Annotated in this window: 18 protein-coding genes, 1 pseudogene and 1 riboswitch; of the genes and pseudogenes, 14 read left to right on the top strand and 5 right to left on the bottom strand. The window is 34.0% G+C overall.

What is annotated here, in order from left to right:
• The first annotated feature begins 61 nt into the window (after positions 1-61).
• The 6 genes from ACFVR2_RS16155 (at position 62) to ACFVR2_RS16130 (ending at position 7531) form a co-directional block, all read left to right on the top strand.
• Entirely contained in the window at positions 62-1432 is a 1371-nt protein-coding gene (locus ACFVR2_RS16155; protein WP_387363647.1) for a putrescine aminotransferase, read from the top strand.
• A gap of 82 nt (positions 1433-1514) precedes the next feature.
• Positions 1515-2885 (top strand): 4-aminobutyrate--2-oxoglutarate transaminase, encoded by a 1371-nt coding sequence (gabT, locus tag ACFVR2_RS16150; RefSeq protein WP_387363644.1) that lies wholly within the window; start codon positions 1515-1517, stop codon positions 2883-2885.
• A gap of 32 nt (positions 2886-2917) precedes the next feature.
• Entirely contained in the window at positions 2918-4339 is a 1422-nt protein-coding gene (locus ACFVR2_RS16145; RefSeq protein WP_387363889.1) for an NAD-dependent succinate-semialdehyde dehydrogenase, read from the top strand.
• A gap of 111 nt (positions 4340-4450) precedes the next feature.
• Entirely contained in the window at positions 4451-5635 is a 1185-nt protein-coding gene (locus ACFVR2_RS16140) for a CaiB/BaiF CoA transferase family protein (protein ID WP_387363641.1), read from the top strand.
• A gap of 13 nt (positions 5636-5648) precedes the next feature.
• Positions 5649-6866, top strand: a complete 1218-nt coding sequence (locus ACFVR2_RS16135; protein ID WP_387363638.1) for an acyl-CoA dehydrogenase family protein — start codon at positions 5649-5651, stop codon at positions 6864-6866.
• Positions 6867-7096: 230 nt separating this feature from the next.
• Positions 7097-7531 (top strand): DUF488 domain-containing protein, encoded by a 435-nt coding sequence (locus ACFVR2_RS16130; RefSeq protein ID WP_387363636.1) that lies wholly within the window; start codon positions 7097-7099, stop codon positions 7529-7531.
• Positions 7532-7570: 39 nt separating this feature from the next.
• On the opposite strand, the gene ACFVR2_RS16125 is transcribed toward ACFVR2_RS16130, so the two are convergent.
• Entirely contained in the window at positions 7571-7921 is a 351-nt protein-coding gene (locus ACFVR2_RS16125) for a hypothetical protein (protein WP_387363633.1), read from the bottom strand.
• A gap of 378 nt (positions 7922-8299) precedes the next feature.
• Between ACFVR2_RS16125 and ACFVR2_RS16120 the strand changes: the two genes are divergently transcribed.
• Both ACFVR2_RS16120 and ACFVR2_RS16115 read left to right on the top strand, forming a co-directional pair.
• Positions 8300-8845 (top strand): hypothetical protein, encoded by a 546-nt coding sequence (locus ACFVR2_RS16120; protein WP_387363630.1) that lies wholly within the window; start codon positions 8300-8302, stop codon positions 8843-8845.
• Between the two features lie 366 nt (positions 8846-9211).
• Complete coding sequence (locus ACFVR2_RS16115; RefSeq protein ID WP_387363627.1) at positions 9212-11146, top strand: fibronectin type III domain-containing protein; 1935 nt, start codon at positions 9212-9214, stop codon at positions 11144-11146.
• A gap of 150 nt (positions 11147-11296) precedes the next feature.
• Here ACFVR2_RS16115 and ACFVR2_RS16110 read toward each other — a convergent pair whose 3' ends face one another.
• Complete coding sequence (locus ACFVR2_RS16110; protein ID WP_387363624.1) at positions 11297-12346, bottom strand: NAD(P)/FAD-dependent oxidoreductase; 1050 nt, start codon at positions 12344-12346, stop codon at positions 11297-11299.
• A 201-nt stretch (positions 12347-12547) separates the two neighbouring features.
• Here ACFVR2_RS16110 and ACFVR2_RS16105 point away from each other — a divergent pair, with 201 nt between their 5' ends.
• From ACFVR2_RS16105 to ACFVR2_RS16090, 4 genes are all read left to right on the top strand, one after another.
• Positions 12548-13393, top strand: a complete 846-nt coding sequence (locus ACFVR2_RS16105; protein ID WP_387363621.1) for an ABC transporter ATP-binding protein — start codon at positions 12548-12550, stop codon at positions 13391-13393.
• On the top strand, positions 13344-14264 hold the full coding sequence (locus tag ACFVR2_RS16100) for an iron-hydroxamate ABC transporter substrate-binding protein (protein ID WP_387363618.1): 921 nt from the start codon (positions 13344-13346) through the stop codon (positions 14262-14264). The genes ACFVR2_RS16105 and ACFVR2_RS16100 overlap by 50 nt, the downstream gene beginning before the upstream one ends.
• A gap of 193 nt (positions 14265-14457) precedes the next feature.
• Positions 14458-15468, top strand: coding sequence for a FecCD family ABC transporter permease (locus ACFVR2_RS16095; protein WP_387363615.1), 1011 nt, complete (start codon positions 14458-14460; stop codon positions 15466-15468).
• A complete protein-coding gene (locus ACFVR2_RS16090; protein WP_387363612.1) occupies positions 15465-16475 on the top strand; it encodes a FecCD family ABC transporter permease in 1011 nt (336 codons plus the stop codon). The genes ACFVR2_RS16095 and ACFVR2_RS16090 overlap by 4 nt, the downstream gene beginning before the upstream one ends.
• A 60-nt stretch (positions 16476-16535) precedes the next feature.
• On the opposite strand, the gene ACFVR2_RS16085 is transcribed toward ACFVR2_RS16090, so the two are convergent.
• From ACFVR2_RS16085 to ACFVR2_RS16075, 3 genes are all read right to left on the bottom strand, one after another.
• On the bottom strand, positions 16536-17123 hold the full coding sequence (locus ACFVR2_RS16085) for a xanthine phosphoribosyltransferase (RefSeq protein WP_387363609.1): 588 nt from the start codon (positions 17121-17123) through the stop codon (positions 16536-16538).
• Between the two features lie 101 nt (positions 17124-17224).
• Positions 17225-17326, bottom strand: a riboswitch (purine riboswitch).
• Positions 17327-17399: 73 nt separating this feature from the next.
• Positions 17400-17966 (bottom strand): HD-GYP domain-containing protein, encoded by a 567-nt coding sequence (locus ACFVR2_RS16080; protein ID WP_387363606.1) that lies wholly within the window; start codon positions 17964-17966, stop codon positions 17400-17402.
• A gap of 34 nt (positions 17967-18000) precedes the next feature.
• Positions 18001-19434: a BglG family transcription antiterminator gene (locus ACFVR2_RS16075; protein WP_387363603.1), complete on the bottom strand. Its 1434-nt coding sequence runs from the start codon at positions 19432-19434 to the stop codon at positions 18001-18003.
• Between the two features lie 456 nt (positions 19435-19890).
• Here ACFVR2_RS16075 and tnpA point away from each other — a divergent pair.
• Both tnpA and ACFVR2_RS16065 read left to right on the top strand, forming a co-directional pair.
• Positions 19891-20290 (top strand): annotated as a pseudogene (gene tnpA / locus ACFVR2_RS16070) (IS200/IS605 family transposase).
• A gap of 11 nt (positions 20291-20301) precedes the next feature.
• Positions 20302-21414, top strand: a complete 1113-nt coding sequence (locus ACFVR2_RS16065) for an RNA-guided endonuclease TnpB family protein (RefSeq protein ID WP_387363600.1) — start codon at positions 20302-20304, stop codon at positions 21412-21414.
• Positions 21415-21482: the final 68 nt, after the last annotated feature.

The raw sequence follows: 21482 nt of genomic DNA, 5'->3' as shown, positions 1-21482 counted from the left end.
TTATAAGAAGAGACAGATAGGAAAGAAAAAAATAGATAAAACGACTATAGGAGTGAACAAAATGGGTATCAACTTAAAAAACGAATTAAAAAGTGAAGAAAAAAATGTAACCGAGTACATTAATAAGGTTTTAAGTTTAATAGAAAAAGAGACTGTTACAGAAGAAGACGCTGCATGGATCACAAAGGAAACAGTTGATGGTTTTAGAGAGCACGTAAACCCAGGTTTCCTTGCTTACCGTAAAACTGTTACAGAAGGCGGTCAATTTGCATCTGTTGAATGGTCTGATAGTGGCTCATGCTTTAAAGACGTAAACGGTAAAGAGTATATTGACTGTTTAGGCGGATTTGGAATTTATAATGTTGGGCACCGTCATCCAAAAGTTATCAAAGCTGTTACGGATCAGTTAAAAAGACAGGCACTTCATAGCCAAGATTTATTAGATCCATTACGTGCAATGCTTGCTAAAATTTTAGCAGATATTACACCTGGTGATTTAAAATACTCATTCTTTACAAATAGTGGTACTGAAAGTGTAGAAGCAGCATTAAAACTTGCAAAAATGTATAGTGAGCGCAGTACATTTATTTCAACTACACGTGCATTCCACGGAAAAAGCTTAGGTTCTTTATCTGGTACTGCAAAAGGCATGTTCCGTAAACCGTTTTTACCGTTAATTCCTGGATTCCGTCATGTTCCATTTGGTGACATTGATATGATGAGAAAAACATTTGAAACTTGCTCTTTAGTAGGAGAAGATGTTGCAGCAGTTATACTTGAGCCAATTCAAGGTGAAGGTGGAATTATTCTTCCTCCTCCAAACTACTTAAAAGAAGTTCGAGAACTATGTGATGAGTACGGAGCACTATTAATTTTTGACGAAGTTCAAACAGGTATGGGTCGTACTGGTAAAATGTTTGCTGCTGATTTATATGAAGTGGTTCCAGACATTATTTGTCTTGCTAAAGCTTTCGGTGGAGGAGTTATGCCGGCTGGAGCAGTAGTTGCAAATGAAGAAGTATTTAAAAGCTGGTTCCCAAATCCATTTATGCATACAACAACATTTGGTGGAAATCCATTAGCATGTGCAGCTGCTATTGCTACAATCAGTGTGCTTCTTGAAGAAAAATTACCTGAAAGAGCGGAAGTAGTTGGAGCTTACTTCTTAGATCAATTAAAAGAAGCAGCAAAAGGACATGAAGACAAAGTATTAGAAATTCGTGGTCAAGGTTTAATGATTGGAATTGAGTTCCATCAAGATGAAATTGGCTATGAAGTTTCTAAAGGAATGTTTGATAAAGGGATCCTAGTTGCTGGTACATTAATTAACTCAAAAACAATTCGTATCGAGCCTTCTTTAAAAATTAGCTATGAAGAAGTTGATACTGTAGTAGGTGCATTTAAAGAAATTTTATCTACTATTGAAGTTTAATTCTTTTAGCATGTCATGACTTTAAAATTCATGACATGCTTTCATTACCGACAAAAATCGTTATAGATAGGATGGTGCAATAATGGCAGATCGAAAATTCGTTAAAATCCAAACGGCAATTCCAGGACCAAAATCACAAGAGCTGGTTGCTCGAAGAAATAATGTGGTTCCAAAAGGGATTAGTAATAATAGTGAAGCATTTGTAAAAAAAGCAAAGGGTGCACTGGTTGAGGATGTAGATGGTAATACGTTTATCGACTTTGCAGGTGCAATTGGAACGATAAATGTAGGCCATTCCCATCCTAGAGTAGTAAGGGCGCTTCAAGCTCAGGCCGGCGATTATATTCATACAGGCTTTAATGTCATGATGTATGAATCTTATATTCAGCTTGCAGAAAGATTAGCAGATCTTTCACCTGGAAGTTTTGATAAACAAGTAGCATTTTTTAATAGTGGCGCAGAAGCTGTTGAGAATGCAGTGAAAATTGCAAGAAAGTATACAAAGCGTCAAGGAATCATTTCTTTTACTAGAGGATTCCATGGTCGAACATTAATGACAATGACGATGACAAGTAAAGTTAAGCCTTACAAATATGGATTTGGACCATTTGCTCCTGAAGTGTATAAAGCACCATATCCATATGTTTACCGTCGTCCAGATCAAATGGATGAAAAAGAATATAGTAAATTTATCATTGAACAATTTGAACAGTTTTTGATTGCAGAGGTTGCTCCGGAAACGATTGCTGCAGTCGTAATGGAACCAATCCAAGGTGAAGGTGGCTTTATTGTTCCTGATCTTGATTTTGTAAAAAGGGTTAGAGAAATCTGTACGCAATATGGAATATTATTTGTAGCAGATGAGATTCAAACTGGTTTTGCTAGAACAGGTAAATATTTTGCAATTGAGCACTTTGGAGTTGAGCCTGATTTAATTACAATTTCAAAATCAATGGGTGCAGGAGTACCTATTAGTGGCGTGATCGGTAGAAAAGAAATTATGGAAGCTTCTGATGCCGGAGAAATAGGTGGAACATATTCTGGTAGTCCACTTGGATGTCGTGCAGCATTAGCAGTACTCGATATCATTGAGGAAGAAGGATTAAATGAGCGAGCTGTTGAAATTGGCGAAAAAGTTTACGAGGAAATGCACAAATGGGCTAATCAGTTTGAACAAATAGGTGATATTCGCGGAATTGGCGCAATGTGTGCGATGGAGATTGTAACAAATAAGAAAGATAAAACACCAGATAAGGTGACAGTTGGAAAGATTGTAAAAGAGGCTAACAATAGAGGGTTAATGTTGTTAAGCGCAGGTATCTTTGGCAATGTTATTCGTTTATTAATGCCACTAACGATTACAGATGAACAGCTTGAAGAGGGGCTAGATATTTTAAGGGAGTCAATCGAAGCTGTATTAGTACCAGAATTTCAACTGGAGGTAAACTCATGAGCCAAATTAAAGAGAAATATGAAGTCTACCCAATGTATATAGATGGTACATGGGTTGGGAACGATCATGAATATTATACGAAGGTTACAAATCCTGCAACCGGTGCAGTTGTAGGGGCAATTCCAACTGGTGGTACATATGAAGCTAAATTAGCTGTTGATGCTGCTCATACAGCATTTAAAACTTGGTCAAAAAAGACAGCAGAAGAAAGATATCATTTATTAATGAATTGGTATCGTCTGATTGACGAAAAGAAAGAAGAAATTGCTAAATTAATGACAATTGAGCAAGGTAAACCATTAAAAGAAGCATTGGGTGAGACTGTTTATGCAAATGGTTTTATTTCTTGGTATGCAGAAGAAGGCAAACGTGTATATGGAGAAACAATTCCTGCAACACAACCTAATAAACGAATTCTAATTAGGAAAGAACCTGTAGGAGTTGTAGCAGCAATTACACCGTGGAATTTTCCGGCAGCTATGATTACTAGAAAAGTTGCTCCTGCACTTGCAGCTGGTTGTACAACGGTTATTAAACCAGCTACTCAAACACCTTTAACAGCATTAAAGCTTGCGGAGCTTGCTCATGAAGCGGGAATTCCAAAAGGTGTAATTAATGTTGTTACTGGTAAGTCTTCTGAAATTGGCGATGTATGGCTAAAAGATCCAAGAGTAACGAAGATTACATTCACTGGTTCTACTGAAGTTGGCAAAACGCTAATGAAAGGAGCAGCGGAGAATGTCAAAAAGGTTTCGCTAGAGCTTGGTGGAAATGCACCATTTATTGTCATGGATGATGCTGATTTATCAAAAGCAGTGGTTGGCCTAGTTCAGTCAAAATTCCGCAATGCAGGTCAAACTTGCATTTGTACAAATCGTATTTATGTACAGGAAAGTGTAGCCGAAGAATTTACAGCATTATTTACAAAAGAGCTAGAAAAATTAAAAGTAGGTAACGGTTTAGAAGAAGGAATTGATGTTGGTCCACTAATTGATCATGCAGCTTTAGAAAAGGTAAAAACGCTAGTTGAAGACGCTACTAATAATGGTGGGAAAATCGTATTTAGTGGTAATAAACCGTCAGAGGAAGATGGATATTATTATGCACCAACTATTTTAACAGGGATTACGGATGAAATGGCATGTATGAAAGAAGAAATATTTGGTCCACTTGCACCAATTACTACGTTTAAAACCGAAGAAGAAGTAATTGAGAGAGCAAATAATTCAAATTACGGTCTGGCTGCATATGTGTATACGGAAAACTTAAGTCGTTCTTTCCGCGTTACAGAAGCACTTGAGTACGGAATTATTGGACTAAACGATGGTACACCTTCTGCAGTACAAGTTCCATTTGGCGGTTATAAAGAAAGCGGTCTTGGAAGAGAAGGCGGTCACTTTGGTATTGAGGAATTTTTAGAAGTTAAATATATTTCAATTGGGTTAGACATTTAATAAATCTACTGTTAATACAAAGCGCAGTTGTAAGCCAGTTAAACATTCAATTCAACTATTGTGATTGATCGTTTTACTGGCTTATTAACTAGATTAATAGAGGTGGGAAAATTGCCAGGTGCATTACATGGAGTAAAAATCATCGATTTAACAAGAGTACTAGCCGGGCCCTTTTGTACGATGATCCTAGGGGATTTAGGAGCAGAGATTATAAAAGTAGAAAGCATAAATAATGGCGATGAAACCAGGGGATGGGGGCCACCTTTCGTTGAAGGTGAAAGCGCTTATTATTTATGTGCAAACCGCAATAAAAAAGGCATGACGCTAAACTTAAAAAGTGAGCAGGGGAAAGAAATTTTAAAAAAGCTAGTTTCAGAGGCTGATGTAGTTGTTCAAAATTTCAAACCTGGAACAATGACAAAACTAGGTTTTGGCTATGAGGATTTGAAAAACATAAAAGAAGACATCATACTAGCGTCCATAAGTGGGTTTGGCAGTGTTGGGCCGAATTCAAGTTTACCAGGATATGATTATATCATCCAAGCGATGTCTGGATTAATGAGCATTACTGGTGAGAAAGAAGCAGAGCCAACAAAAGTAGGAGTAGCCATTTCGGATGTTTTAACTGGTCTATTTACATGTATTGGGATTCTTGCTTCACTTCAGAATCGAGATCGTACAGGAGAAGGTCAGGAAATCGATATTTCATTGTTTGACTCTCAGCTAGCTGCTTTAGTAAATGTAGCTAGTAATTATTTATGCAGTCGAATTGTACCTGAACGAATGGGGAATCAGCACCCAAATATCGTTCCATATCAAGTCTTTACTGCAAGTGACGGTGAATTAGTCATAGCGGTAGGTAATGATGAACAATTTAAAAGGTTTGCTCTACTAATTGATGAACCAAATTTACTGGATGAAAAATATAAAACAAATACTGGACGATTACAGCATCGAAAACAAATAGAGCAATTAATTCAAAATAAGTTAAAAATGAAAAGTAAAAATGAGTGGAAAGAATTATTAGATCAAATTGGAATCCCAAATGGACCAATTAATAATGTGAGTGAAGCTTTACAGTCTGAACAAGCTAAATCGAGAGAAATGGTGTTAGATGTAAACCATCCTTTTATAAAGGATCTAAAACTAGTCGGATCACCGTTAAAATTATCAAAAACACCAATCGAAGTATTAAGACACCCGCCCCTACATGGTGAGCACACAGAAGAAATTGTAAGTAAACTAGGATATTCCCGAAATGAAATAGAAGAAATGAAACGAAATAAAACAATTTAAGGAGGAAATAGGAATGGATTTTTCATTATCAGAGGAACAAATTAGTGTAAGGAAAGTAGTCAGGTCATTTGTAGACAGAGAAATCATCCCTTTTATAAAAGAATGGGATGAAAAAGGACATTTTGAAGCCAATATTCTAAAACGACTTGCAGATTTACAACTAATGGGTGTATGTATTCCAGAACAATACGGTGGAGTAGGAATGGATTATAACACATTAGCGATTGTATGTGAGGAATTAGAACGAGGAGACACTGCTTTCCGCACGGCTGTTTCTGTACATACTGGTTTAAATAGTATGACATTACTACAATGGGGTACTGAAGAACAAAAGAAAAAGTATTTAGTACCTCAAGCTGAAGGAAAGAAAATTGGAGCATTTGGATTAACTGAACCGAATGCAGGCTCTGATGTAGTTGCAATGGCAACAACAGCTGTAAAAGATGGAGATAGCTATATTTTAAATGGATCTAAAACATGGATTTCTTTATGTGATGTAGCTGACCATTTCTTAATTTTTGCGAAAACAAATCATGACCTAAAGCACCATGGTATATCCTGTTTTATTGTAGAACGTACATTTGAAGGCGTTTCCACAAAAGCAATCAAAGGAAAAATGGGTATTAGAGCAGGAAATACAGGTGAAGTATTTTTAGATGATGTAAGAGTACCTGCTGAAAACTTATTAGGCTTTGAAGGTGAAGGGTTTAAAATTGCAATGTCTGCACTTGATAATGGACGATTTACTGTTGCTGCTGGTGCTTGCGGATTAATCCAAGCATCACTTGAAGCAAGCGTAAAATACTGTAATGAGCGAAAAACATTTGGTAAAGAAATTGGCAAACATCAATTAGTACAACAAATGATCGCGAAAATGTCATCAAACCTTGAAGTCTCACGTCTATTAGTTTATAAAGCTGGTTGGTTAAAAAATAACGGAAAGAGAAATACAAGAGAAACATCACTAGCGAAATGGATTTCTTGTAATGCAGCAAACGAGGCAGCTAATGATGCAGTTCAAATTCACGGTGCATACGGATTCTCAAACGAATTCCCAGTAGAACGCTACTTAAGAAACTCAAAAGCACCTGTTATCTACGAAGGAACAAGAGAAATTCACACAATCATGCAAGCTGAATATGACCTTGGCTACAGGGAAGATAAAATCCTAAGAAAAATGCTTCCATCTTGGCCATTTGAAGAAGTTACAGTTGAGGCAGTAAAGTCTTAACGCTTATTTTATATATAAATTTGAATTACTTTGATCGCTCAGCTTAGGCTGGGCTTTCTTTCGTAAAAGAAATTATTTTACATAAAATTGCTATCAGTTTTACCAATATAAGGAGGGAATCTTGATATTTACAAGAAAATAATAATAAGCATATTTATAGTGCTTTCTATAAAGGTGAATGTTAATAAACATAAATATACTTTGACTAGTTGAAGGAGTAGTTATTAAATATGAACATAACAACAATCGGATTCTCAAAAAAATCATTAAGAACCTTCGCATCCATGCTCCAACAAAGTAACGTAACGCATCTAATTGATACAAGACTACATAACACATCACAACTAGCAGGATATGCAAAAAAAGATGACCTTCATTTTGTAATGGGTTTATTAAATATTCAATACACACATGACACTGATTTAGCTCCAACAGAAGAATTACTAAAAGCAATTAAGAAAAAGGAAGTCTCATGGAATGATTTTGAAAAAGACTTTTTGCGCTTAATACAAAATCGTAAAATCGAAACCAAAATAAACGACTTTATAAGCAACGGCGTACCATGTTTTATGTGTAGCGAAGAAAAACCACACCATTGTCACCGCAAACTAGTCGTAGAATATTTAAGAGAATTTGATCATCGTTTTGAAATTATTCATTTATAAATTTGATAAGACTGTCCGTTAAAGACAGTCTTATTTAAGTTATTTAATATAAGTACTTAAAATATTTTGTATCCGTTGGAAAACATCATCAACGTGATCCAATTCTAAAATGATTTTATCGTATTTATGATCTTTTAAAGTTAAAACTAAATTCCCCTTGTTAGTACTTGAAGCTACAAAATAGTTCACTCCATCTTTTCTGAAATAGCCATATTTATTTGCGCCTAAATGTGTACCATATATTTTCCATAAAAATTGATGGATATCCTCTATAGAAACATCCTTTATATTACCGTAGGGAACCTCGATTGTATGTGTTAATCCTAATATTGTTTCAAGACTAGAAAGTGAAATGATTAATTGATTTTCCTCAAATGAAATTGTTTTCATAAAAAATCCCTCCTTACTTCTTATACGACTAGGGAACGTATTTCGTTCAATTATTTTAATTCAATTATAAAAACATAAAAATGATCGATACTTTTGACCGAATTCACTCATGTTTACAAAACTAAACAAACGTTTAATTAAAATGAATAGGCTAATCACAGTAAGTTCAAATTTGGTGAGCAAGTATAAATGGTAACATTGAAAATGCATCGATTGTCATGATTTTAAAGTATACGAACTTGAAAATATAAACTTAGTATTAGTAAAAATAAGAAAAAAATTTGAACAATAGATAATTTTTATCATAGCTTGAAAATGCTAGGGAATCATATCATCTAGATAAAAGAATTATTTACTATTCTCAAAGAGGTATGTGACATGGATCAACAAGTACAAACTTATTTTGAAAACCTTGAATCAAAAGACAAGAATTTGCAATATGAAGCTTTTGACTATATTATTTCCGTTACAAAAGAGAAAGTGGATTGGTCGTATGAAGTATGGGATCGATTAAAATCGGAGCTAACTCATAAAGAAAATCACAAAAGGTCAAGAGCTGCACAATTTCTCTCAAATTTAGCGATTAGTGATCCAGAGAAGAGGATGCTAAACGATTTTCCTGCAATTTGGCAAGTTACATATGATCCAAAATTTGTTACGGCAAGACACACTTTACAATCAATATGGAGAGTAGGTTTAGCTAGCCCAGAACATAGAGCAATCGTCCTTGAACATCTAGTAAATCGTTATTTAGATTGTAAAGAAGAGAAAAACCATACACTGATTCGGTACGATATCATTCAATGTATGAGAAATCTGTATGATGCGGTTAAGAATGAGGAAATTAAACAAAAGGCCATAGAGTTGATTGAAACAGAAGAGGATCTGAAATATCGGAAAAAGTATATGACGGTGTGGAAATGAGCAATAAAAAATAGAAATCCATTAGGGATTTCTATTTTTTATACCAAAGTTTCTAACAATCACCAATCATTTTAAGGTAGTATAAAATTGTAGTGGCTTTTTAACTATTTGGAGTTTTAATTTTCTCATTATTGCCAATGTTCACGCCGTATATTAATCGGTAGCTGGATACAATTCGAATGTAAGTTTACTATTCTTATATATAAACAATATGAACATAGTGTAAAAGTTTCATAGGTCTGAAAGTGGATACATTAGCGTTTCTGTGAAACAATCGGTAGAGTTACACAAAAAAATAACAAATGTAGTCGAAAGCACAACTTTTGTGTTTTTTTCTTACATAATTAACTATAAAGGAGCAAGAAAATGAAAAAGGTATTTAGTTTGTGTCTAATTGTTTTTCTAATAACAAACATGTTCAGCAGTCTTGTATTTGCAGATGAAACAACCAGACAAATTCCTAATGGTTCCTCAGTTACAGCACAAATATCGGAAGGAACCAAGCAAGAATATGAATTTACAACGGAGGAATATGGAGAATATTACATCGTACTCGATAATGCAGTCGGAAAATATAGTCTCACTCTTTCTGATAGTGATGGCAAAACAATTTCTTCCACTTATAATGGTCCCTCCCAATTAATACTCAATTTAAATGGTAAATTAGAGAAGGGTACTTATACTATTCATGTAGAACCACTTGATTTAAGTGGTATATCAGTAGGTAGCTATCGTTTGAAAGCGACTTACGCCTCTACATTTAGTCGAAATGAGGTAACCTTTGAACCAAATGATACCATGTTAACAAGTATGAATCTTAAAAACGGAGAATATTTAAGCTCAACAGCTGATAATTACCTTGATAGAGATGTTTATCAATTCACTACTGATAAGACTGGAAACATCTATATTGCTATAGATGAAATCGTAGGCGGTTTCAACTTTATGCTTTATGATAGTTCTGGGAATTATGTAGACCATCCTCATTTAAAAGCAGCTGATGGTCTTGCCTATATTAGTACGAAAGTTCCTCAAGGTACATATTATTTGTATGTTAACCCGTATTATTCACCTGAAGTTAAGACCGCTTCTTATCGGATAAAAGCAACTTATCCAGCTGCTTTTACACGAGATAAAATGTCATTTGAGCCAAACGATACTGATGAGTCTAGTATGCAATTGATATCAAGCCAATATTATTCTTCTTCTTGTTACAATATGATTGATAAAGATTTCTATCAATTTACGACCAACAAATATGGTTTTGTCGTACTGAATCTTGATAATATCAAAACAGATGGTTCAATTGCTATGTGGCTTTATGATAGTAAGGGAAATTCTATTGAAAGTGCCAGTGGTTATACCTATAAAACGGGAGATAAATTACATTACAGCTTAAATTTACCTAAAGGAACGTATTATATTCATATTGTACAAGGTAACCGACCTGGAATAGAACTACCAGGAACGTCAATTTCAACTTATCGTTTAAAGGTAGATTTTCCAGACAAAACGCCTAATGTTAACCCATTAAATAATATCGATACTAATCTAACAGGAACAGCCGAAAGTGGTACGAAAGTATATGCATGGTCAGGAAGTAAAAAAATTGGTGAAGCTGTAACGAAAGATGGAAAGTACACCATTATAATACCAGTTCAAAAAGCTGGAAGTGTAATCGGAGTATACACGGTTGACGAAGATGGGAATACAAGCACTACTGTTAATACAACCGTAGTTGATGCTACTATAAAAGCGGAATCTAGTTCGTACAACAAGATTAAAATTAGTTGGAACAGTGTACCTGGAGCAAATGGATATGAAATTTATCGAAGCTCGTCTAGTTCTGGTACTTATAGCAAGGTTGGTTCAGTATTAAATGATGGTTCGAATACTTTTACAAATAACTCTGTTACAACTGGTACAACCTATTACTATAAAGTAAGAGCATACAGTACAATTAATGGAATAAACAACTATACTTCTTTTACAAAAATCACGAGTGGTAAAGCCATTCCAACAACTCCTAGTGTAGTTATGGTGAAAAAAATAGATTCAACGTCAATGACTTTATCTTGGACGAAAATTGATGGAGCAAGTGGGTATCAAGTCTATCGCTCAACATCAAGCACTGGACCGTTTAGTTGGGTGGGCACTACCACAAGTGGTAGTCTTAACAATTTTAAAATTGTGAAATTAACAAAAGGTAAAACGTATTACTTTAGAGTAATCGTCTATCGATTAGTTAATGGAAAGAAAGTATTTAGTAATCCAACTTATGCGAGAGTATATAAAAATTAAAAAACATCCATCTAAACAGTTCGCAAGACTAGTTTATTGTTTTCAGAATATAAATACGATGCTACTTCGGAGTATGAAGCTCAGCGAAAAAAAACGAATTCAATTTGAATTCGTTTTTTGTTCTATTAGCCAAGAAAAACCTTGCTAAGATTAACTCATCAACTGTTTAATTAATTCACGATTTCGTTTTTTAAATACTTCATTATGAGAAGAAACCATTGCTGATCCACTAGCATCTGGTTGGATATACTGCTTCGCTTTATTAACGGCATTAGCGGCATCTTGAAATGCGCCTGCAATTAATTGTAACTTTCCTTCATGCATTAAAATATCTCCAGCTGCGTAAATCCCTTCAATCGAAGTTTCACTCGTTGTATTCCCTTTAATATAGAAATCTTGAATCATTTCTACTTTTATTTCACTGTTATTTAATAAAGAAGTATCTTGTTCATATCCGTGATTAATGATTACCTCATCAATTGCCAAATGAGATACTTCACCAGATTCATTATTTGTCAGTTCAACCTTTTCAATTTCTTCATGGTTTTCACCAGCAATTAATTTCGTAATAGATGTATTGAAAAGACATTCAACTGAACTATTCATTAATTGAGAAACTTGTGCTTCATGACCCTTTAGAGCATCTTTTCGGTAAGTTAAATAAACTTTCTTAGCAATTGACTCTAACTCATTGGCCCAATCAATTGCAGAGTTACCACCACCGGAAACGATTACAGTTTTATTTTGGAAATGCTTAAGTGATTTTACTGTATAGTTTAAATTTGAAACTTCGAATCTTTCTGCTCCATCTATTTGAAGCTTTGTTGGATTTAAAATACCACTTCCAACTGCAACAATAACTGTTTTAGAATAATGTTTTTGACCTGAAGCTGTATGTAAAACAAAAATACCATTATCGTCACGAGTGATTGTGTCGACTTTTTCATTTAACACAACAGTCGGATCAAACGTTAATCCTTGCTGAACAATTTGTCCGATAAATCTCTCCCCAGGGATTGGTGGTTGTCCTCCAACATCCCAAATCACCTTTTCAGGATAACAATGAACTTTGCCGCCTAATTCAGATTGAAATTCAATCATTTTTGTTTTCATTTCTCGTAAACCACTATAGAAGGCAGAGTAAAGTCCAGCAGGACCTCCTCCGATTACTGTTACATCATAAAGATCGTACATGTTCATTATGTTCTCACTCCAGAATATTCTGTCATTGATTATCATTCTCAATAAAATATAAACCATTTTTGAGAATTTTTCAATGATTTCACTAAAAAATAATGTTGACAATATTAGTAAATAGACTTATATTTACGTAGTAATAACGATTGATAATAATTATCATTATCACTAACGGTTGGAATATAAATGAATGGAGGTCCGTTTATGGTACGGTTATACACTAATGAATTGACCATTGGTTATGGTGATCGTTTGATAGTAAAAGACCTTAATATAAAAATTCCGGATAAACAAATTACAACAATCATCGGTTCAAATGGATGCGGGAAATCGACTCTTTTGAAGGCGATTACAAGAATAATCTCTCATCAATCCGGAACGATTATTTTAGATGGAGAAAACATTGCTTCAGAGAATACTAAATTACTAGCTAAAAAAATGGCGATTCTACCTCAAACCCCAGAGAGTGCAAGTGGTTTAACTGTAGGTGAACTAGTATCTTATGGTCGATTCCCATATCAAAGTGGTTTTGGCAGATTAAATCAAAAAGATATTGAAGTAATTGATTGGGCACTTGAGGTTACAGGTACAAAGGAATACAAATATCAAGCGGTTGATTCGCTTTCAGGAGGTCAACGTCAACGAGTTTGGATCGCAATGGCGTTAGTACAAGAAACAGAAATCATTTTCCTTGATGAGCCAACTACATATTTAGATTTAGCACATCAGCTCGAAATTTTGGAGTTGTTACAAAAGCTAAATCAAGAACAAGAACGCACGATTGTAATGGTTTTACATGACCTAAATCAAGCTGCTCGATTTGCAGATTTTATCATCGCACTTAAAGATGGAGAAATCGTAAAAGCGGGTTCTTGCGAAGAAGTCATTACACATGAAGTTCTAAAAAAAGTTTTTTCAATTGATACAGTAATTGGAAGAGATCCAAGAACAGATAAACCAATGTGCATAACATACAATTTACTTAAGGGAGAAGAGAAAAATGAAGAAAATCTTAATACCATTTCTTTTAATATTCGTGCTAATTATTAGTGCATGTAGTAAAGGAGCATCAAGTACAGAAGGCTCAAAGAATGAATCAAAAAAGTCTGGAACTATTACATATCAATCGCAAAATGGTCCAGTTAAAGTCCCAGCTAACCCTAAACGTGTAGTAGTGTTATCATCGTTTGCAGGAAATGTAATGTCTTTAGGAGTTAACATTGTCGGTGTTGATTCTTGGTCTAAGTCGAATCCTCGCTGGGCTGAAAAATTAAAAAATGTTGAAGTAGTTTCAGATGATAATATCGAAAAAATTATTGAGTTAAATCCAGATTTAATTATTGGCTTAGATAATGTTAAAAACCTTGATAAATTAAAGAAAATTGCACCTACTGTAGTTTATACATACGGCAAAATAGATTACTTAACTCAACATATTGAAATTGGTAAATTATTAAACAAAGAAAAAGAAGCTCAAGCATGGGTAGATGATTTTAAAGCTCGTGCACAAAAGGCCGGAGAAGAGATTAAAGCTAAAATTGGTCCAAATGCAACAGTTTCTGTAATTGAAAAATTCGACAAGCAGCTTTATGTATATGGTAACAACTGGGGTCGTGGAACAGAAATTCTTTTCCAAGAAATGAAATTAAAAATGCCTAAAAAAGTTGAAGAAAACGCATTAAAACCAGGATATTTTGCAATTTCATTAGAAGTACTTCCAGAGTTTATGGGTGACTATGTAATCTTCAGTAAATTTGATCAAACTGATACTTCTGTAGAAAAAACAGGTACTTATAAAAATACACCAGCAGTAAAGAATAAGCACGTTTTCGAAGTAAATGGAAGTGAATTCTATTTCAATGATCCAGATACTTTAGACATGCAATTAGAATTCTTTAAAAAGCAATTTCTAGGTAACTAACAAAAATAAGAGTAGGAATTCTATTATTCCTACTCTTATTATTTAGACATTGTCCAAAGATTTTATTGCAGACTGTTTGAAAACATTTGTCTTTTTGAGGCGCGAAGTTACCCTAGTCGGTAATGAGCACTGCAGAAAACGAGCGTTTGGAGGGCAGCCTGAAGACATTCTATATAGAGAAGATGAGAGGCTAATGACACGAAAACACAAAGGTTCTGTTCCATTCTTTTTTAAATTTATATTGGGGATTATCATTTTTATAGTTATGTTTGTAATTGCGATTGTTTTCGGCGCAGCGGATACAACTGTTGGTGATGTATGGAATGCGATTTTTACAAACATGAATAGTCAACAGATTTCTATTATTAGAGAGTTACGTCTGCCTCGAGAGGTGGCGGCAATATTTGTAGGGGCAGCTCTTGCGGTGGCAGGTGCTATTATGCAAGGGATGACAAGAAATCCACTTGCAGATCCTGGTTTGCTCGGCTTAACGGCAGGAGCAAATGCAGCTTTAGCAATAACAATGGCTTTCCTACCAAAAGTTAATTATTTTGGGATTATGATAGCTTGTTTTATAGGTGCAGCGGTTGGTTCACTAATCGTTTTTGGTATTGCTACAGTGAAAAAAGGCGGTTTTTCTCCATTTCGTATTGTTTTAGCGGGGGCGGCTGTTACAGGCTTTTTAACTGCTATTTCTGAAGGTGTAGGAATTTACTTTAAAATATCTCAAAATATTTCAATGTGGACTTCAGGTGGATTAGTCGGTACATCATGGGGGCAAGTAAAAACGATTACGCCTTTTATTGTAGTCGGTATTCTAGTAGCAATTTTCATGGCACGTCAATTAACAATACTTAGCTTAAACGAAGAGGTTGCTGTAGGTTTAGGTCAAAATATCCCAAGAATTAAAGCAATCTTATTTGTAGTAATCGTTTTACTAGCTGGAGCGGCAGTTGCTCTAGTAGGAAATATGGCATTTCTAGGTTTAATGGTACCTCACATGGTGCGCGGATTCGTCGGTACTGATTACCGGTTTATTATACCGATGTCTGCTATTTTTGGTGCTACATTCTTACTTTTGGCAGATACACTTGGGAGAACAATTAATATACCTTATGAAACACCAGTTGCAGCGATTGTTGCAATGATTGGACTTCCTTTCTTTCTATTTATCGTACATAAAGGAGGCAAAGAATTCTTATGATACAGCCTGCTATTATTAGAAAACAAAGGTTAATTCTGTTGATACTCTTTATACTTATTCTATTAACAATGTTTATTGGAATGAGTTTGGGATTTTCAGCAATACCATATAGTAGATTGCTACCAACATTTTTAGGTGATGGTACGTTTAAAGAAGAGTTTGTAATCTTTTCAATTCGATTACCTAGAATGATTATCACTTTAATGGCGGGAATGGCACTTGCACTATCTGGTGCCATTTTGCAAGGGGTAACACGAAATGATATGGCGGAGCCTGGAATATTAGGTTTTAATGCTGGTGCAGGTGTAGCTATTACAGTATTCTTTTTATACTTTCCAATTGAAGCAGGATCGTTTGTTTATTTAATCCCAATCGTTGGATTTTGTGGTGCTATTGTAACAGCAATTATTATTTACTTATTTTCTTATAAGAAAAATTCGGGTTTACAACCTATAAGACTAGTTTTAGTAGGGATTGGTTTCTCGATGGCTCTTTCAGGAATCATGATTGTATTAATTTCATCTGCGGAACGTGCTAAAGTAGATTTTATTGCCAAATGGTTAGCAGGTAATATTTGGGGGACAGATTGGCCGTTTATTTGGGCATTCTTACCTTGGTTAATTGTATTAATTCCGTTTACTTTATATAAAGCAAACACATTAAACCTTCTTAATTTAAACGAGCCTGTTGCAATCGGGGTAGGGGTCTCATTAGAAAAGGAAAGAATTGTTTTAATGTTAGCAGCAGTTGCATTAGCAGCATCTGCTGTTTCAGTAACAGGAGGAATTGCATTTATCGGATTAATGGCACCACATATTGCTAAAAGCTTAGTTGGCCCAAGAAATCAATTATTTATACCCATCGCAATTTTAATTGGTGGATTATTACTATTAGTTGCTGACACAATCGGAAGAAACTTAGTCGATCCGGAAGGAATACCAGCAGGGATTATAGTAGCCCTAATCGGTGGACCTTACTTTGTATATTTAATCCTAAAAAAGGCTTAATCAATAGAAAAAGACATTGTGAACTACACAAATCGTTCGAACAATGTCTTTTCTTTATTCTTAAACAGTTAATTCTTCATTTAAGTATTTAATTTGTCCGTCTTTTAAAGATTGAATACGAGCAAGAGATTCAACTCGATAACCACGATCACGCAGAATCTTTCCACCATCTTGGAATGATTTTTCAATTACGATCCCAAAGCCAACTGTTTCTGCCTTCGCTTGTTCGATAATTGAAAGTAATCCAAGAGCTGCCTGTCCGTTAGCTAAGAAATCATCTATTATTAATACTTTATCACCTTCGTCTAACCATTTATGAGAAATTGAAATTTCATTTTCTTCTTTTTTTGTAAATGAATATACTTTGGCAGTATAAACATCTTGCTGCATTGTGATTGATTTTTTCTTGCGAGCAAAAACTAGAGGAACATTTAAAGCAAGTGCTGCCATTAGCCCAGGTCCGATACCTGAAGATTCTATCGTAACTACCTTTGTTATTTTTTCTTCAGAAAATAAGCGCGCAAATTCTTCCCCAATTTCTTTCATTAAAACAGGATCCATTTGATGATTTAAGAAAGCATCCACCTTTAATACATCATTTGCTAAAACGATTCCTTCTTGTTCAATTTTTTTAAGTAATAATTCCATAATGATCCCCCTTAATGTAAACAAAAAACTCAAAACATGTACTTCACTGTATAAAATGAGTGAAGTAACACATTTTGAGTCTTTGATTCGAAAGAGCTATAGACAGACGTGTTACCACTCATAGTCGGTAAATTTAAGGTTAACCGGTAGAAACTTGTGAGCCATATCCTCACTATTATACGAGTGAAATTTATAATTTTAATGAAACTATAACATGTTAATAGATTCTGGTCTAGCAATTAATAGGTGTAAATTATTAGCATTATTGATTATTACTTAATACAGTTTACAAATAAACTTAGTGAACTCCTTTACTAAATCCTGGTCGTAAACAGTACCACTTTGTTTTTGAATTTTTTTTAACGATAATTCAATTGAACATTTCTTTCTATAACAACGGTCATGGGTTAGTGCATCAAAACTATCAATTATTCTGATTACTTTAGAATTAAAATCAATTTCGTTACTACGTAAACCTTCATAGCCAGTCCCATCAATATTTTCATGATGATAACGTACTGTTTTTAAAATATCTCTATGATATGAAAAATCTTTTAATAATTCATATCCATAAATTGTGTGATTCTTCATTAGATTCCACTCGAAATCGGTAAGAGGACCTCTTTTTGTAACGATTGAAATTGGTATTTTTAGTTTACCAATATCATGTACATAACCAATAAAATGTAACTGATTGGATTGGTGTAATGAGAGATCTAAATATCTACTGAATTTATACGACATTTCTCCTACACGCATCCCGTGTAAAAAAGTTTCATGATCAAGTTGCCTTACTAGATCTACTAACTCATTTGTGACGAATGTTTGCCTTTCTTTTATCATAAAATCACCTTTGAATGCTTATTCAAAATAAAATTTATTTTAATAAATGGGCGATATGATTAATATCGCGCTGTGAAAGAGTAGAACTAATTACCGCAATTGGAACAATTTCTATATCAATTTGAAAATCAGCAATGATAAAGTCCAAACGTAAGTCACTAATCGTTTCAGGACTCAGATCGCCGTTTTGTAGTTCAACAAACTGGATTTTATCTCCAAATTCCTTTATAAGTTTAGCTGTTAAATACTGCCGTACACCATAACCTTCACTACTTAACAGTAGCACCCTTTTTTTTACTAATGATAATTTAGTGATTATTGCTTGAATATTTAAAGTGATTTTAGCAATTACTTCATTATTTACTTCTGGGTATGAAAGGTTTTTGCACCAATTACGAAATACGGTTTTTACTTTATTAAATAACTCTGGATAACGCTTTTTAGCGTAATCAGATATGAGAGATGATCGATCAATTCTACCGTTTAAAAAAAGAAATAGGGAAAGGACTTTAAATTGTTTTTGAAGAGTGAGAATAAAGTCATTATGATCATGTAATTTTATACTAAGCTTTTTTTCGAGCATCGTAACGAGCTCGTGTAATTCTAAATATTGTTTTTCGGATTTATTATGGTAGCTATTTATTATTTCATCTTGAGGTTCATTATCGCTAGAAAAATAAGGGAATGCAGATATCATTAGAGAAAGAGCGTTAATTTCATTTAATGGAATAGATACTTTATAAATTTTTTCTAGCTGTACGCACATATCAGTTGCAACTGAAAAAAACTTCGAATCCTTAATATTGTTAGAAGGATTTAAGTCCAATTGTATATCTCGATCGATTCTTTGAAGCATCGTACCAACATAATAAATATATTTATACATTGTAGGTGGAAATAAAAATAAATTATTATTTTCAGCTGACTTTGTAACTACTTCTTTAATTATAGGAAACGATAGTGAATCATAAGGCCACTTATTCGTATAGGAATATAGACCATACAATACGTCACAGCATAAGATTCTTTTTTGAAACTCATTGCCTACAATTTCAAGAGGTGCACGCTTTAAACTTAAATTATATGATTTCAATAAAGTGTCTACTCGTTCGAGAATTTTATAAACAGTATTATGATGTGTGTATAAAACTTTTCCTAAATCACTAATGTATTCAATCTCTTTAATTAGAATAAACATGATTACTTGAAGCGATAGAGAATTCTTAACAAATAGTGAACGAACTTGATCAAGCGAGGAATTAATTGGATTATTTATATAAATACCTTTTCCTTTTATCGTTTCAATATGCCATCCCTCAGGGAATGTTGCATTGATAATTTGTATATCGGTTCTTATTGTTTTCTCAGTACAGTTTAAATTTTTAGCAAGCTCCTCCGTTTTGAACCATTTTTCTTGACTACTTAAAATATCGATTAAGTGTAATCTTCGTAAACTCGCCTTATCCATCTCATCTCCTACTTTATCTAAAATAATTTTTTTAAAAATAAACCAACATTTTTTTGTGATAACACTCACATAAAATGTTGTTGAGATAATGTTTTCAAAATTATTGTAAACTTAGATGATGGATAAGGATATGACTATTTTTACCGTTAAAAACGGTAAAAAATATACACTAATCGACAATCTCCTTTTTATATAACGAAAGGCATACAACGTTTAGGGAAACTTTCTATATTACTTGTTTTTACCTATCAAAACGGTAAAAAATAGCATTTGAAACTTTAATTAGCAAGACTATAATTTAATTTGAAAAGGAACTCGTTTTAATAGATTTCCGAAAGAAGTCTCCCATACTCAAGAAGGGCGATAGCCCAATGTAGGTGGTAGATGAATTTCGGTTGGCTTTAGCCAAAGGTTTTGTATAATCAGTCTTAGATAAATTAAAGGGCTGGTATACCAATGAAATTAGACACTAATAATCATTCAGTGTTCTCGATGTATTATCATCATGTACTGGTTTTGAAATATCGTAGACATGTATTTCATAGTGAAATATCTGATTTTGCAAAAGAGATGTTTTCTTGAAATTGGAAGTAAATACAATATCTATTTAGTGGAATGGAATTACGATAAAGATCATATCCACATCTTATTCAAAGAACATCCTAACTTTGAACTGTCAAAGTTCATCACTGCTTATAAGAATGCAAGTTCTCGATTGTTAAAGAGAGACTTCCCACAGATCAGGAAAAAATTATGGAAAGAAATGTTTTGGTCAAGAAGTTTCTGTCTGCTAACAACAGGCGGTGATCCAATAGATACCATTAAGAAATACATTGAAAATCAAGGTCAAAAGTGAGGTGGAATGATATGGCAAAGCACAATAAAGCATATAAGTTTCGTTTATACCCAACAGAAGAACAAGCATTTCTTATGCGAAAAACTTTCGGTTGTGTGAGATTCATATACAACAAAATGTTGGCAGAACGAAAAGAAACATACGAGAAATACAAAGATGATCAGAAACAACTAAAGAAACAAAAGTTTCCAACTCCTGCAAAATACAAAGCAGAATTTGAGTGGTTAAAAGAAGTTGATTCTTTAGCCTTGGTCAACGCTCAACTAAATTTGCAAACTTCATATAAAAATTTCTTTAGTGGCCACAATGACTTTCCTACATTTAAAAACAAAAAGGGTAGAAATTCATATACAACCAATCTCGTAAACGGAAACATCATGTTATTTGCTCGCCATATCAAATTACCAAAGCTAAAAATGGTACGAATCAGACAGCATCGAAAAATTCCACAAGACCACATAATCAAGTCATGCACGATCTCCATGACATCTACTGGTAAATACTATGTTTCTATTTTGACTGAATACGAAAAAGAAATTATACAAAAAGAAGTGAAAAACGTTATTGCATTAGACTTTGCGATGGCTGAATTATATGTGAGTAGCGAGATTGAGAAAGCCAATTATCCTCGCTACTATCGTGTTATGTCAGAAAAATTAGCAAAAGCACAACGCATTCTTTCTAAGCGTAAAAAAGGTTCTGCACGCTGGAATAAGCAATGTCTAGTAGTGGCTAAGTTTCATGAGAAAGTAGCGAACCAACGCAAAAATTTCCTTCACCATAAGTCAAATGAATTAGCTTCTAACTTTGATGCTGTCGTGATAGAGGACTTGAACATGAAAGGAATGTCTCAAGCCCTTCACTTTGGTAAAAGCGTTCACGACAATGCTTGGGGCATGTTCACTGCTTTCTTAGCGTACAAACTAAAAGAACAAGGAAAACAGCTTGTGAAAATTGATAAGTGGTTTCCTTCCACTAAGAAGTGTTCTTGTTGTGGTTCAGAAAAACTGATGCAACTATCTGAACGCACCTACCATTGTTCATGCGGCTATGCGACAGATCGTGACTACAATTCAGCAGTCAATATCAAAAATGAAGGCATTCGTCTATTAGTATTAGCATAGAAACAAAAACTCATGGAACATGAGGGTTAGCTCGGTCAGTTTTCGTTGGCTAGTAAAAGCAACAATAA

The sequence above is a fragment of the Gottfriedia sp. NPDC057991 genome, assembly GCF_042886615.1.
Taxonomy (GTDB): Bacteria; Bacillota; Bacilli; order Bacillales; family Bacillaceae_G; genus Gottfriedia.
Note: the sequence above shows the minus strand (reverse complement) of the source record. Positions and strands in the feature narration are given on the sequence as shown.